Below are 15,026 nucleotides of genomic sequence, written 5' to 3' on the forward strand. Positions count from 1 at the left end.
CAGTAATGGCGGAGAATAAGTTATCTAGTAAAATGCAACAAAATAATCTAAGGATGGGAGATAAACTTGGCTTTTAATGATACTTTTAGATTTGGTTCTCATGCCATCATATTTAATTCGGAGGGTCATGTCCTTCTATTAAGTTAAAGCCTAAGTCATTATATATATATTCACTACTAACAGAGCATTGTTACAAATAGGATTAATATCCCTTTCTGTTGAACTCTTTATGTTGCTAAGATACAGTTTAGTGCAATTAGAATAGAGGTCTTAATAACCTTAAAATCAAAAAGAAAATATAAACCGTATAAATACAAGGATATATACTTTGAGAAAAATTAGGGAAGCAACAAAAGAGGATATGATAGAAATTTATAAGATGGGCTATGATGTTTGGGGAGATAAATTACCATTTAAAGAATATATAACTATGTGTGAAAACTCTAGTAAGTATAAAAGGGGAAATGGTACGTTCTTGAAGCAACAGGAACAAAGCAATTATTAAGCTCCCTCGTCGTATATGAACTAAATCTTTCTGGAAAACAAGTTGTAAAAGGTATTGGTTCAATTGTTACTCCTTTTTATTTAAGAAAAAACGGATATGCTACTACTTTGGTCAATAAAACAATAAATAAATTAGAACAGGATGATAACTGTAATAACTTTTTCCTTTATAGTGATATTGGGATAGACTTTTACAAAAGATTAGGTTTTGTTGTTCTACCAAATGATAGTCAAAAATATGAAGACAGCATTTGCATGTATTATTCGAAGAAAAATGTTTTCGCCACGCTATCACTTGATATTCCTGACTACTTCTAAATACCTCCTTATTATGCTAACGACTGCAGAGGCACAAGCAGACAGCGGTATGCTATCTCTCTTTTTTCATTAACAACAATGTTTACGAATAGAGCCTTCTCAAAACAAAAATACCCCAAAAGTGAACTGCCCCCCAATTGTTAGACACACGTTTAACAATTGGGGGTGCAGTTCACTCTAACTTTCGGGGTGAAACATCATTCTACTGAGCTGTTTTTATTCTTCTATCTTAATTGACCATTTTCCATCGGCTTTGACTACAATCGCAAAATCACCGTTTTCCAGTTTATTGCGGGTGGAGCCGCTATAGTTTCCGATTTCATTGACAAGTAAGCCCGTTCCATTAATACGAACGATAAAATTAGAGGATCCCTGATGTGTGGATGTAAATTTATAGTTTCCGCCGCCGGCTCTTACAAAAACAACATCATCCCCTTCTCCACTGATTTCAGTTGGAAGTTCAGCTGGGGTTGGTGGAATTTGCTGACTTATAGAGAAATTCCAGTTACCAGATGCCTTAATATCTAAATAATAGTTACCAGTCGTATTAATCATGGCAAACGTCTTTCCTTTGTAGCTGCCAATCTCGTTGACTAACAATTCTACATTATTGCCTGCTTCATCCATCAATTTCACAATGAAGTTACTACCGCCAGTGTAGTTTCCTTCAAAAACGGCAAATCCAGCTTGCAGATTAATCATATCTGTTGATTCATCACCTGAACCGCTTAGTTTTATTTTGGACTCTTCATAGATTTTTTCCTTTGCAGCCAACTCAGCTGCCTCAGCTTCTTTTACTAATCTGTCTGCATAGGATTTAGCTTCTTCGTTACTCGCAAATGATTCAACTGACAGCACTTTCGAATAGTCCGTTCCAACTACCACGTATCCATCTGTCGCTTTTAATACATGTCCTTCATTTCCATTTCCAATTGAGTAGGTCTCTCCTGTTTCCACGTTCAATTGATCTTGCTCTATTTGCTTATAATCCTGATAATCCATCCCTTTTTGAATGGCATTTTTTACATCTGCTACGGCAGAAGGAGCAATCTCTTCCTTTTGCTCTTCTTTTGCTGTTTCTTGCTTTTCATCCGTTACGGTTGCCTCTGTTTCCACTGGAGCTTCTTCCAGCTCATCTGAACTGTTCATTGCACCAACCATAAACACGACAAACATGATTGCAGCCATTTTAAGGTGTTTCTTTGCCTTACCTGTTTTTCGTAAGCCGGAAATCACTGACAAAATCAAATAAACTATAAATGCTAAAAAACCAGCCATACCGATAAACATAAACACTGTACATATCTCCAATCTATGATGTTATTTATAGGTTAATCCTGCCAAGGTATATGGCAATATACCTGTCACCTCTATTGTTTTACTAACGCTTCCTTTACCACTTGGATTTTTAGAGGCCTAAATACCTTTTCGCTTCTATTCCATGCCAAGAATCCATGTTACGGTCGAGCGTTAAAACTAAAGAATAGATAAAAAAATTGTTATATCACTTTATATAGTCCAAGTTACCCGCCCTTCTAATTGATTTATCAGTATAAAATACCTAAAATTTGCTCATATGTATTATGATGGTTTTTTCAAGTATCTGTAAATAGTAAATTATTGGTTTGACATTGTTCTACAGGGGAATTGTGTAATAAAACGATGCATAAGGAGGAATAGAAATGCTAACATTTTTACCAAGTAAGGATCCTTCTACTATCGCAGTAGAAATGTACGGGAAATCGACTGAAGAAGATGCACGTAAATTAGATAACTTTGTAAAAGAAAATTTATTGGATGGTAAGGAATTTAATTTACTAGCTGTCATTGAAAACGTTGATGGAGCCAGCCTTAAAGGTCTGGCAGAAGGAATCAAATTCGATACAAAACGAATGAATCAATTTAACAAGATTGCAATTGTAGCAGATCAGAGTTGGTCCAATATGATTGCAACGCTCAGTAATTTGGTACCGGGCATTGAAGCTAAGCATTTTGACTCCGATCAGCTGGATGATGCTTGGAATTGGATACTCGGATATAGACAACTCAGTGACGATCCGACAAATGTCATTCTTTAAAATAGCCAGTAATTAACTCCCTACAGTTTTTTAGGGAGTTATTTTGGTTGTGTTATTAATCTATTAGCTAGCCATACTTCGATTCAGTTATAAATTAACGATCCTTAAAAGAGAGTAATCTTCTACTATATTACTTTCTTTTTTCTAATGAAAGCAGTGCCTTCTTAACATTCGTCAAAAATGGATAAATTATGTAAATATAATGATATTTAATCCTAAATAATGGACAAACGGAACATTTATTTGGTAATTTATAAGTGTAGGATAATATGCCTAATACTAAATATTAGGCGCTGAGGGGGAATGCCATCATGGCACGTATGGAAGGTAAAGTTGCTATTATTACTGGAGCGGCTCAAGGTATGGGCGCGGCACATGCTCGTAGATTAGTAGAAGAAGGCGCTAAAGTAGTTTTAACAGACCTTAATGTAGAAAAAGGTCAAGCTACAGCTGCTGAACTTGGGGAAAACGCTTTATTTGTAAAACAAAATGTTACTAGTGCTGAAGATTGGGCAAAGGTTGTAGAAGAAGCGGAAAAAGCATTTGGAAAAGTCGATGTCTTAGTCAATAACGCTGGTATTACAATGGCAAAATCTATTTTAGACATGACTGAGGAAGATTATCGCCGTATCGTGGATATTAACCAACTTTCTGTATTCTTAGGAATGAAAGCAGTTATTCCAGCCATGCAAAAAGCTGGCGGTGGATCGATTGTTAATATCTCGTCTATGAACGGAATCGTTGCTGGTGCTATCGGTTATACAGATACTAAATTTGCAGTACGCGGTATGACAAAAGCAGCTGCAATCGAATGTGCAAATTACGGTATTCGTGTAAACTCTATTCACCCAGGTGTCATTGCTACACCAATGGTTGTACAAGAAGATACAAAAGCAGCCGTAGAAGCATTTGCTAAACACATTCCTCTTAAACGTGTGGCTCAATCTGAAGAAGTTTCTAACTTAGTGCTTTACTTGGCATCTGATGAGTCCAGCTACTCAACTGGCAGTGAATTCATCATTGATGGTGGTTTAACAGCACAATAAAACTTAAAGGCATTAATTTAATACTTATAACCAAAAAGCCAAAACCTTTTAAATCAAGGTCTTGGCTTTTTGTTATTATATATACTAAAAAGCAACAGGAAGTGAATCGATTCCTTTTGAGGAAAGGGCAAATTGCCATTGAATTTCCTCCTGAGGTACATTCAGTCTTAAGTCAGGAAAACGTTTTAATAGGGTAGTAAATGCAATATCTCCCTCTACTCTTGCAAGCGGAGCTCCTAAGCAGGTGTGGACACCATGTCCAAATGCTAGGTGATGATCTATTTTCCGCTTCACGTCTAACCCTTCTGAATCAGTAAATACTTCCTCATCTCGATTCGCGGCTTTTACCGTCACAAGAACCATATCTCCTTTTTTAATATTTTTGCCGCCTATCTCTACATCCTCTTTTGCAAAGCGTGGACCCACACTTGTAGATGGACCGTTGAAACGTAATAATTCCTCTACAGCTGATGGAACTAAACTTAGATCGCTTTTTAATGCTTCAAGTTGTTCAGGATGTTCAAACAACAACATCGATCCCGTTGCGATTAAGTTTGAGGTGGTTTCATGCCCAGCAAAAATTAATAAAGTAATCATTGAGATTAATTCTGATTCTTCAAGACGTTCTCCTTCTGCTTCAATCGCAATAAGCTGACTAATTAAATCATCAGAAGGATTGGCTCTCTTTTCTGCAACCAGGTTTTGGGTGTATTCTCCAAATTCCTGTAAATGGGCTGCTACAGTAGGGTCTTGTCTCCCCCAGCCCATCCCCTTCGCAATCGCGGAGGACCATATATTGAGTTTTTCACGATCTGCGTATGGCACCCCCAACATTTCAGAAATCACATTAATTGGTAATGGGTAAGCATAGTCTTTTACAAGATCCATTTCACCCTTAGATTGAACTTTATCAAGTAATTCATCTGCAATTTCTTGAATACGCGGTCGCAAGCCTTCCATATATCTTGGTGTAAATGCTTTTGAGACCAACATCCGTAATCTCCTATGGTCCGTACCATCAACAAAAAGCATTGATTTGCCGGTAAAAAATGTGTCAGGTGCTGATGTATCTACCTCGCTATAAATTTTATCTCTAAAACCCTTTTCTCCATCAATAGAGGAAGGATCTACAGTAAATTGTTTGTGATTTTTAAGGATTTGGACTGCCTCATCCATATGTACAACCATCCAAGCTTGACGATCTGCCTCTCCCAAAGGGTTGGGAATAGAAACGATAGGCCCAAGCTCGCGCATTTTTGCAAATACAGAAAATGGATCTTCATTACTCTTTCCACTTAATACACCCAGAACCTGGTTGGAAACCATTTCTTCTGTCTTATTCATCAATCTACCTTCCTTCCATCTTTTCTTTTAGCCTTACATATTCTTAATGATTGTAAGCTCTGATACAATACTCTATTTTTAGTACTCTAATTTGTGTACTATTTCTTAGGATACTATTACCCTGCTATAGAGTAAATGCGAGTAAAGTACTTTTTTAATATAGGTAGAATGAATGTGTAGCTTCAAAGAATCCCTTTCTGTCATATGCAAATATATCCCTTTTATAATAAATACTTTTTGCTCATCTAGACACAATGTCATGGGTGAAAAAACTTATATTTACAAAAAAAGACCTGCACAAAAGCCATAATAGGCATTTATACAAGTCATGATAAGGAAATTATTTAAGCAAGATCCCATTTCATCAAATCAAATCGTCCTTCTCTACTAAAAAGAATTTCTTTTTCTTTTAGCTTAGGGAAATAACGGGCTGTGAATGTTTCTTCTCCTTCATTAATAAATATTTCTAATGAAGAGGTATCTATAAATATTTGCATCGTCTTTAGGCTATCCAGTTTACACGTTCTTGACTCTATCTTCATTGCTTTCTATAACCCACTTTCTTTTTTTCAAGCATACGTTACTAACAAGCTAATAAAAATGAGCTATAGAAGTATTTTAAGTTAAGTCTCAAGCCCTAGAAAACTCTACTGCCTATTATAGATAACCATCAAGATAGCTTCTTCCGTCTAAAAGTTTAATTTATCTGATTAGCCTGCTCTTCAGCCGAATATGTCTTTTTACAATACCATAAAAAGTAAATTATTCTTGTCATACTTTTTACGAAAGGTTGAGATTAATGGGATTTCACTACCTTTAGACATATTTATCTATATAAGAAGTACTTCTTTCTTTCTATTCAGAGCGACAATCTATGCGAAAAAAAAGCCTTTTAAAAAAGACCTGTCCTAAAGTCGTTTTTGCAGACTTCCTGAGCAGGTCTATTTTAGTGATTTCATATATTTTATCTATAAAATTATTTCGCTTTCTCCACGCAATAGCCATAAAAGCGATCACAGAGGTCTATGATTTTATCTTGACTGACCAGGGCATTCACCCATTTTTCCGGAATATTTTTCATCCCGTAATACATACCAGCTATAGTTCCCGTTATAAAAGCAATCGTATCAGTATCATTGCCCAGATTGACCGCTTCAAGAACGGCATCTTCATAGGTTTGAGATTTAAAGAAACACCACAAAGCAGCTTCAAGTGAGTGAACAACATATCCATCCGAGCGAATATCATCGCGGTCTGCTTCAAGCAAGCTTAGACTAAAGATTCTTTCATATGAAGCAAATTCTTGTTGATACTCATTCTCTGATCCAAGCTGTTCCCAGCATGTATTGAGTGCAATTTTCAAGGATTCTAAAGGTGAATGTTGATCGTACATATTCAGCAAAAATTCCACATAAATAATTGTACCAAGGGTAGATCTTGGATGGCCGTGCGTGACATGCGCAATTCTCTCTATTTCCTTTTTCCTCGTCTGAAAATCTGGCTCTTTCGATAATGTAAATACAAGTGGCACTATACGCATAAGTGCGCCATTGCCATTATCATATTCCGTTTTCCCACCACACTGAACAGCCGGTACACCTTGCTTATAACGGCTAATAGCATTTGCGGTTGCAATGCCGATATCGAACATTTCACCATATGGGGTCCAGTAGCCTTTATCCTGGTAGGAAACAAAGCGATTCATCAAATCATTTTCATCTTTTCCTGCAATTAAATTTTCAATCAGGCACATCGTTAGTGATGTATCATCAGACCATGTTCCAGGAGGCATATTATAGGTCCCATAACCGATCATATCTGTAACGCCGGCATTTCTGGCTTTAAATTCTACCGGTACACCAAGAGCATCCCCAATAATCCCGCCTATAATGGTTGAATATATCTTTTCCTTCATTGTATCTGCTGGAACTCCATCTACTTTTCTTGTCATATGGAATCCTCCCTTATACTGTCTTTTATCTCATTTTACCAAACTAACCTTTCTTCTATAACGGGATTTCCCAAAAACTTAATTCCATTTCCTTCAATTTGTTAAAATAGAATGAATATGTTAATATATCAGAATACTTAATTTTTGGATATCCCTCCAAACTACCATAAAGGAGGACTGATAAAATGAAACAAAGTTTATACCTAGCAGGTGCATTTGTAGGAGTCATTGTTGGAGCGGGATTTGGCTCTGGCCAAGAAATCATGCAGTTTTTTACGAATTTTGGCTTTTACAGTATACCTGCTATTTTGCTGGCAACTGTCTTATTTTCCTTTATTGCCATGCAGCTCTCTCAACTGAGCAGCCATATGCAAGCCACCTCACATAAAGAAATCATCGAGGTTCTTTGCGGACGTTTTCTTGGTCAAGCACTGGATATAATTTTATCGTTCTTTTTATTTGGCGTTGGTGTAATTATGATAGCAGGCGCAGGATCAATTGTTGAGGAACAGTTTGGGATTTCTGCCATCTGGGGTTCACTATTTATGACAGTTATCACCATCCTGACCATGCTATTGAAGGTAGAGAAAATCATCTCTATCATTAGCTCAATCACACCATTTTTATTAGTTATTATGATTTTTATATCAGGATACGCGCTAATTAAAAATGGAATCACTCCTATAGACATAGAGCGTAATGTTGATTTAGACAAAGCAGCGGCTTCAAATTGGTTCATGTCCGCATTACTTTATGTATCCTTTAATGTTGCTGTCGGTTTCTCTATGCTATCTGTTATTAGCGGAACGTTTAAAAATAAAAAACAAGCAGCTATTGGCGGAATTATGGGCGGTATCCTGCTCGGTGTACTCATGCTGCTGATTAATATAGGTATGATGACTGATATGGCTAATATGCAAATTGTAGAAATGCCTACTTTATTTTTAGCTAATAGTATCTCACCTTTAATCGGGAACCTGCTATCTATTATTCTATTGGCTATGATTTACAATACATGCGTGGGAATGTTTTATGCATTCACAGTGCGAATCATTCCTCAAGGACGCTTCTTTCATCCTTCAGTTGTGATATTCGGAGCAATTGGTTTTGGTCTTAGCTTTGCTGGTTTTACTACATTGGTAAACACCGTGTATCCAATCATGGGCTATGTGGGATTTATTTTACTGGCAGCAATTGGCTGGTCCTGGATTAAATCTAAGCACCATGCTCCTGAAATCAATCGCATAAACCCCGTAGCTGAAAAAGAAAAGAAAATAGTCTAGAACTTCAAAGGATTCTATCCCCGTACTATTTATGGCACGGGGCTTTTTTAATGTAATAAATGAAAATACTGCTACAATCTTTCCAGTTTTATCGCTTTAAAGATAGGGGGAGAGGATTCCATTGTTTGGCTCATCCATACTTTCACCCTTTGTCCGGTTTTTAGTTCACCTCTATAATCACTTTGATGGATGGATAGACGCCCGACATTTTTATATTTGGCTTGCAGCTCCTCAATCGGCAAATCCACGTCCTCATTCTCAAAATTTGAATCGAGCACAATGAATACAGCATCGGCTTCGCTAATGATAATTGTTCCTTCGATTCCAGGTGAGTCGATTTGTCGTTCAAGTTCATACAGATAAAGAACGATGAGAAGCAATAAGGATAACCCGATATATAGGGAAACTTTCGTCGTAATCTTCAAGATTCCACCTCCCTTACCCACCTTTATCAATACCTTCATTCTGTTATTCCTAAAATTCCCCTCTGCACTTTTTTAATTACGTATATAATTTAATAAAGGGGGAGCTGTAATGAATTGTTTAGGCTGTAATTTAGCACATAAAAAAGAAAATGTTTATGTAGTTTTTGAAGATGATTATGTTTGTTGTATTTTAGATATTGATCCTTATAACGAAGGACACGTTTTGATTTTACCTAAAAAACATGTTCGATACTTTAATGAATTTGACGATAATACGGCAAGCTCCGTAATGATGGCAGCAAAGAGGCTATCAAAAGTGATAAAAATTTTGTTTAATCCGGATGGCATTACAGTCTGTCAGAACGGTGGAGCATTTGATGAATTAACACATTTTCATATGCATGTAGTTCCGCGGTATGAAGGACAAAATTTTGCAGATTTCTATTCTGAAGATGGAGAAACACTTGGAGAAAAGGAATACGACTTGGAAGAGACGAAAAGAAAGATCACCGAAATGCTAAAGGTTTTGGATTAATTTCCACTACCTTTTTTTATTCATTCCATTATACTACACCCGTTTATTTCTTTTTTATTGCTTTGTATACCAGACTAAACTTATTAAATTTAGTAAACTAGCATCACTCCTGCTATCCCCTTCATCTGTGCCCTCCCATTCATTAGTAATTTTGTTCCCTTTTGCATTTCTTCTACGCTCTATTTCGCGCGATACCCTTTCAAGTTTATTCCCAAATGACATATACATTTTTTTCAAATATAATGGTAGGCGAGGTGAAAATATGATAACCACAAATAGCTTTAAAAGACTTGTATCAATTCTAGCAATTGCAATGCTAGCTTTGGTTACTGCTGCATGCAGTAATAACAAAGGGGAAGAAAGCAAAAAAGAGGAAAAAACCGGCTGGGAAGCCATTAAAGAATCCGGCAAATTAAAAGTTGCAACTTCCGGAACCTTATATCCCGCTTCCTATCATGATTCTGAAACAAATGAATTAACCGGATACGATGTGGAAGTAACACGTGAAGTAGCTAAACGATTAAACCTAGAAGCTGAATTTACTGAAATGGCCTTTGATGGAATGCTAGCCTCCATCAACAATGGACAAACTGACATCGCTGTCAATGATATTACAGCTACTGAGGAAAGAAGAGAAAAATTTTCTTTTTCTGAACCCTATAAATATTCCTTCGGCGCTGCCATCGTTAGAAAATCAGATTTATCCGGCATTAAAGATCTTGATAGTTTAAAAGGGAAAAAAGCAGCTGGAGAAGCAACAACTACATATATGGAAGTGGCACGTGAACATGGAGCTGAAGAAGTCATCTATGACAATGCAACAAATGATCAATATTTGCGAGATGTTTCTACTGGCAGAACTGACATTATTCTAAATGATTATTATACCCAGCGTTTAGCTGTAGCTGCATTTCCAGAATTCGATATTACCGTACATCCTAATATAAAATACAACCCAAGCAATCAAGCCATATTGATGAAAAAGGATAACAGTGACTTGTTGAACGAAATAAACAAGGTATTGGAAGAAATGAAAACGGATGGAACAATGGCGGAGCTCTCTAAAAAATTCTATGACAGCGCAGACGTTACAAAAGAAGTTCAGTTGGACTCAGTTAAATAAGTGATTGAAAGGGAATTTATATGGCAGATATCCAATGGCAATATATATTTAACCCAGAATTAGCAATCGATTCATTGCCATATGTTCTTGAAGGCTTATCGAATACCCTCTTGATTTCATTTATCAGTATGGCTTTGGGATTGATCATTGGTTTCTTTTTGGCTCTTGGACGGAGTTCAAAAAGTAAATGGCTGCGCTGGCCAGCCAGCATGTACATCTCTTTTATGCGCGGTGTACCCATTCTTGTGATTATTTTTATTCTTTATTTTGGCTTTCCGATTATCGGAATTGAATTTACTGCCATGCAAGCGGCTATTATTGGATTCAGTTTTAACAGTGCAGCTTATATTGCTGAAATCAACCGTTCTGCTCTTGGTTCTGTCGATAAAGGACAATGGGAATCCTCACAATCATTGGGTTTATCCTATTGGCAAACCATGGGAGGGATTATCCTTCCGCAGGCTGTCCGAATTTCGCTACCACCTCTCTCTAATGTGTTGCTGGATTTAATCAAAGCTTCTTCATTGGCAGCGATGATAACGGTCCCTGAAATATTTCAGCATGCCAAAATCGTCGGAGGACGGGAATTTGATTATATGACGATGTACATACTTGTAGCGATGATCTATTGGTGCATATGTGCGGCTGTTTCTCTTCTGCAGCGCTATTTAGAAAAAAGAGCTGAGGTGTATTTGCAGAAATAGAATGGCTGCTAAAGCCACTCCTCACTCAATTTCTATTGTTCGGAGACATTTATATGAAATTCCGTAGGGCACAGTTTATTGGATAAAAAGGATAGAGAATCTATCCTTTTTTCATATTGATAGAAAATAAGCAGGGAACAAACCCTGCTATCAAGTCGTTATTCGTTAAATTGACAGAAGTTAAGAATATGACCATCCGGATCTTTAAAATCGAAGGTTCGTATATCCGGGTAATCAGCTATTTCGTCGGCATCTACTTCATTTTCTATAAAGAACTTATGTACTTCATCTATGTTAGTTGTAAAGAAATTAAATGGGTAGTGTTTTGCAGGTTTTGCGTCTGTTGATTGAACAAGGGTTAACGAGGTTTCTCCTATTGTGAAGGCAGCATACCCATTTCGATTCCATCTCATATTTAATCTTAATTTTTCTGAATACCATTTAATCGAGTAGTCTAAATCGCTTACCTCTAAAAATACGGTATCAATTCTCTTTACCAGTCCTTCCATTCTTCTACTCCTTCTAATTATTTTCCATAATTAAATTCCATCAAAGAAAGTGTATTTCCTATAGAAATTGAAATAACCCCCGAAAGTTAGAATTGATATCCGACTTTTGGGGGCCACTTCTGATAGCCCTTGAAACAAAAAGGAGTATCTGCTTTTGATTTCATAAATGACTCAATCTTTTTCTTTAGCCTTCTGCGTATCCCTAATATTTTTTTGAACAGTTATGGCAGCGAATACACTTAATACAAAGGACATACCATAAAATCCTTTCTCACTTAAATCAATACTTCCCGCATTATAAAGACCGATGCCCATCAAGGCGATTGCAACAATAAGAGCAAACCAGCTAATTCCATAATAGATGGCTGTCACAGGTATATCCTCATCTCGATCTCTAACCGCCTTTTGTAATGATACTGCTGAATAAAGTCCAAATACTAATACTGCGAAATAATACCCTTTTTCGTTTAATTCCATTGAAGCATTAAATAATCCTATTAGATAAGCAGCAACCCCTACCAATAAAGCCGCCCAGGTAGCACCTTTAAAAGCAGTCGTTGGTTCCCCAGGATGTCTTTCGACCTTCTTTTTTGGAACACTTTGTTCGTTATCTAATAAATATTCATTCTCATTCGACACTGAGTCTTTTCACCTCTCCTCTATATAAATAGTAATTATGTAAAGCGGAATTCCGCCTCTATATCTATTGTATAGAATATTCTTACAAATTAGTACATATTATCCTTTTTTCGTTATTCAATTGTCTTCACAAGGGCCTATTATAGCATGCGACTAATCAAGATTGTGGTGAATATCCTAGCCTTTTAACACCCAACATAAGTACCGACACAAAAAATATAATGAGCAAAATAAAAAGTTCAACCAGTCTTGTTCTGGTTGAACTTTATTATTTTGCAGATTGATCTCACAATCTCTGAGAATCTCACAGATCTTATACGTTAACTGTCTCTGCTCTATTCGCTTTTCTCTTATGGATTTTCTTCATTACAAATCTGGCAATTGGCTGTGCTACTATTAATTCAATCCAAAATGCCACACCGAAATTCCTAAACCAGCTCAAAAAGAAATTTTGAAAAGGTTCTAAGCTGATTTGTTTTGAGCCAACCCAGGTACCGATAATGGTTAAAAGGACGGATAGAACGGTTACATTGAAAAATGTATTCATTAAAACTCTTGCATTGAATCCATCTGTTTTACCTATGAATTTAGGCATTATTTTACCAACCACAGGTCCAGCAACAAATCTCACCAATAAAACAACAATGATCCACATAATTGGAATAATCTTTAAGGTTTCGATATAATTTTCTTTACTGAAACCACGTTCCAATCCCATAATAATTGGTGCAATCGTATTTACTGAGATGATTGAAATGATGAGCATAAATAATATGCCTTCTCTTGCGTTTTGTGGCAACCTATCTTCTCTATGCATATATACCCTCCGAAAAATGAAAAATTCAGATGGCAGACGTATCATCAAGACATATATTTTTGGCATATCAACTATACCAATATCTCTACACACTGATTTAAACATATTACCATGTTAGGAGAAAAATTTTCAATCACCAATTTTCTACTTATTAAAAGACTATTTGCTCTTTAATAGATTCCAATTTTACAAGTGAACCATTTCAAGAGTTTAACTGCAAATCAATGGAAGATGTCTGAATTAGATTTGTAGCTTATTGTAGGATACTATATAGCCGTTTAAATCCTTGATTGTACCAGATAATTCACCGGATGATTGATTTGCTTCATCTATAATAGCGGTTATTTCTTTTAAATCCTTTTCCGCTTTTAACGCTGAGTATATCTTTTGCTCCAAGTTAAGTACTTCTTCATATTGATCAAGGGCTTGATTATATGTTTGTAACAGGTTAATCAGTGAGTCATGGAGGCTCAACAATGTTTCCTTATGTACTTTTTTCTGATCTATTTTACTCAGTAATTCTTCTGATTCTTTCATTTGTATTAATTGGTTTTCTACCAATGATTTGTCCTCGTCAACCATTAGTTTACACTGATTGATTGTCTCTTCAGCCTTACTTATTTGGTTTTCAGCCTTTTTTAGGTTATCTGCTCCATCTTTTACTGTCATTTCGTATAGGGATTGCAGCTTATTATTTTCGGTATTAAAAAGCTCCCCATAATTCATATTAGACTTAAAATCCCATGCCACTTGATTATGAACCTTCAAATATTTTTCATCATACTTTTGTATAACTGGTAGAATTAAAACAGCCATTAACATACTGGTTACAATTAAAGCTAGATATATACCTATTTTCTTTCTAATCATACGATTCCTCGTCCTTATAATCTCTTATCTTTATGGAAGTTTGCCGGAAAATGTTTTGATTCTTCGTATCTTTCAAATTCATAGCCCGCTTCCTTTATACTTTTAATTATTCCTGGCAATGCCTCAATGGTACCTTTCTTTTCATGAATTAAGATAATTTCCTCAGATCCATTTAATTGCTTCAGAATTTCTCCTTCAATTTTTGAAGGATTCTCTTGCAGCTTCCAATCTTTTGAATCGATTGTCCAATCCCACATTTTCAATCCTGCGTGTGCAGCTTGATCTCGCAATTTCGTATTTAACCCTGGAGATGATCCATATGGACATCTGAATAAAATCGGCAAAATATTTACCTGTTCTTTGATTAATTGCTGTGTTTCCATCACTTCTTCTACAATTTTTCCCTTTTTGTACAATCTATTATAATCATGGCTCATTGAGTGCATTCCGATATAATCTCCACGGTTGACATATTCCTTGGCCATATCCGGGTATTTCTTCATATTATTTCCGATCAGAAAATGAGTAGCCGGTATTTCAAATTGATCGAGTATAGCAATTAACTCCTTTGTATAAAGACTTGGACCATCATCAATTGTTAAATAAACTACTTTTCTTTCTTTACCATTTAATTTTTCAGGCACTTTTTTTACGGTCCTTTCATATGTAACCATGTTCAGTTCTGGATGCCCTGATTGATCATTCGTTTTGTCAGCCAAACTGGAAGTCGGCTTGATCCAGCTCATTACTGTTATGGATACTATAATAGTAACCAAGATAGTTGCAAAATTACGCATTCTTTAATCTTCCTTTATAAATCTCTATTTAACTCCTATTATATTACAATTCTTTTTCTATTGTAATATTTTAGTAATATTTC

The 15,026-nt window shown here is 36.0% G+C and carries 17 protein-coding genes and 1 pseudogene; 8 read left to right on the top strand and 10 right to left on the bottom strand.

Translation table 11 applies throughout. The features are described 5' to 3' along the window. Positions 1-328 precede the first annotated feature (328 nt). Together FHY45_RS20630 and FHY45_RS21260 are read left to right on the top strand one after the other, a co-directional pair. Positions 329-505 carry a hypothetical protein gene (locus FHY45_RS20630; RefSeq protein WP_180349997.1) on the top strand — a complete coding sequence of 59 codons (177 nt, stop codon included), beginning with the start codon at positions 329-331 and terminating at the stop codon, positions 503-505. A gap of 44 nt (positions 506-549) precedes the next feature. Next, positions 550-822: pseudogene (locus tag FHY45_RS21260) on the top strand (GNAT family N-acetyltransferase); the annotation flags it as partial. 216 nt (positions 823-1,038) lie between these two features. On the opposite strand, the gene FHY45_RS15380 reads toward FHY45_RS21260, so the two are convergent. After that, entirely contained in the window at positions 1,039-2,118 is a 1,080-nt protein-coding gene (locus FHY45_RS15380) for a hypothetical protein (RefSeq protein ID WP_066104585.1), read from the bottom strand. A 386-nt stretch (positions 2,119-2,504) separates the two neighbouring features. Here FHY45_RS15380 and FHY45_RS15385 point away from each other — a divergent pair, with 386 nt between their 5' ends. After that, positions 2,505-2,900: a SpoIIAA family protein gene (locus tag FHY45_RS15385; RefSeq protein WP_066104589.1), complete on the top strand. Its 396-nt coding sequence runs from the start codon at positions 2,505-2,507 to the stop codon at positions 2,898-2,900. A gap of 311 nt (positions 2,901-3,211) precedes the next feature. Continuing rightward, entirely contained in the window at positions 3,212-3,946 is a 735-nt protein-coding gene (locus FHY45_RS15390; protein WP_066104599.1) for a glucose 1-dehydrogenase, read from the top strand. A gap of 84 nt (positions 3,947-4,030) precedes the next feature. On the opposite strand, the gene FHY45_RS15395 is transcribed toward FHY45_RS15390, so the two are convergent. The 3 genes from FHY45_RS15395 to FHY45_RS15405 all read right to left on the bottom strand — a co-directional run bounded on the left by FHY45_RS15395 (position 4,031) and on the right by FHY45_RS15405 (position 7,241). Further along, positions 4,031-5,290: a cytochrome P450 family protein gene (locus FHY45_RS15395; protein ID WP_139892410.1), complete on the bottom strand. Its 1,260-nt coding sequence runs from the start codon at positions 5,288-5,290 to the stop codon at positions 4,031-4,033. Positions 5,291-5,634: 344 nt separating this feature from the next. Beyond that, positions 5,635-5,832: a GH32 C-terminal domain-containing protein gene (locus FHY45_RS15400; protein ID WP_139892411.1), complete on the bottom strand. Its 198-nt coding sequence runs from the start codon at positions 5,830-5,832 to the stop codon at positions 5,635-5,637. 434 nt (positions 5,833-6,266) lie between these two features. Continuing rightward, positions 6,267-7,241, bottom strand: a complete 975-nt coding sequence (locus FHY45_RS15405; RefSeq protein WP_257469140.1) for an ADP-ribosylglycohydrolase family protein — start codon at positions 7,239-7,241, stop codon at positions 6,267-6,269. Positions 7,242-7,426: 185 nt separating this feature from the next. Between FHY45_RS15405 and FHY45_RS15410 the strand changes: the two genes are divergently transcribed. Then, complete coding sequence (locus FHY45_RS15410; RefSeq protein WP_066104608.1) at positions 7,427-8,524, top strand: YkvI family membrane protein; 1,098 nt, start codon at positions 7,427-7,429, stop codon at positions 8,522-8,524. 71 nt (positions 8,525-8,595) lie between these two features. Here the strand turns inward: FHY45_RS15410 and FHY45_RS15415 are convergent, their stop codons facing one another. Then, positions 8,596-8,949: a DUF3221 domain-containing protein gene (locus tag FHY45_RS15415; RefSeq protein WP_175354268.1), complete on the bottom strand. Its 354-nt coding sequence runs from the start codon at positions 8,947-8,949 to the stop codon at positions 8,596-8,598. Positions 8,950-9,058: 109 nt separating this feature from the next. Here FHY45_RS15415 and FHY45_RS15420 point away from each other — a divergent pair, with 109 nt between their 5' ends. From FHY45_RS15420 to FHY45_RS15430, 3 genes are all read left to right on the top strand, one after another. Next, on the top strand, positions 9,059-9,484 hold the full coding sequence (locus FHY45_RS15420) for an HIT family protein (protein ID WP_066104612.1): 426 nt from the start codon (positions 9,059-9,061) through the stop codon (positions 9,482-9,484). A 262-nt stretch (positions 9,485-9,746) separates the two neighbouring features. Then, positions 9,747-10,607 carry a transporter substrate-binding domain-containing protein gene (locus FHY45_RS15425; RefSeq protein ID WP_066104615.1) on the top strand — a complete coding sequence of 287 codons (861 nt, stop codon included), beginning with the start codon at positions 9,747-9,749 and terminating at the stop codon, positions 10,605-10,607. Between the two features lie 20 nt (positions 10,608-10,627). Continuing rightward, positions 10,628-11,311 (top strand): amino acid ABC transporter permease, encoded by a 684-nt coding sequence (locus FHY45_RS15430; RefSeq protein WP_139892412.1) that lies wholly within the window; start codon positions 10,628-10,630, stop codon positions 11,309-11,311. A gap of 158 nt (positions 11,312-11,469) precedes the next feature. Here FHY45_RS15430 and FHY45_RS15435 read toward each other — a convergent pair whose 3' ends face one another. From FHY45_RS15435 to FHY45_RS15455, 5 genes are all read right to left on the bottom strand, one after another. Continuing rightward, on the bottom strand, positions 11,470-11,820 hold the full coding sequence (locus FHY45_RS15435; protein ID WP_066104619.1) for a VOC family protein: 351 nt from the start codon (positions 11,818-11,820) through the stop codon (positions 11,470-11,472). 171 nt (positions 11,821-11,991) lie between these two features. Beyond that, a complete protein-coding gene (yiaA, locus tag FHY45_RS15440) occupies positions 11,992-12,459 on the bottom strand; it encodes an inner membrane protein YiaA (RefSeq protein ID WP_066104623.1) in 468 nt (155 codons plus the stop codon). A gap of 313 nt (positions 12,460-12,772) precedes the next feature. After that, positions 12,773-13,276 carry a DUF2798 domain-containing protein gene (locus tag FHY45_RS15445; protein ID WP_066104627.1) on the bottom strand — a complete coding sequence of 168 codons (504 nt, stop codon included), beginning with the start codon at positions 13,274-13,276 and terminating at the stop codon, positions 12,773-12,775. A 240-nt stretch (positions 13,277-13,516) separates the two neighbouring features. After that, positions 13,517-14,146 carry a YkyA family protein gene (locus tag FHY45_RS15450; RefSeq protein WP_066104630.1) on the bottom strand — a complete coding sequence of 210 codons (630 nt, stop codon included), beginning with the start codon at positions 14,144-14,146 and terminating at the stop codon, positions 13,517-13,519. Positions 14,147-14,160: 14 nt separating this feature from the next. Beyond that, positions 14,161-14,943 (bottom strand): polysaccharide deacetylase family protein, encoded by a 783-nt coding sequence (locus FHY45_RS15455; RefSeq protein ID WP_139892413.1) that lies wholly within the window; start codon positions 14,941-14,943, stop codon positions 14,161-14,163. Positions 14,944-15,026: the final 83 nt, after the last annotated feature.

Source organism: Bacillus sp. D386, assembly GCF_006346415.1.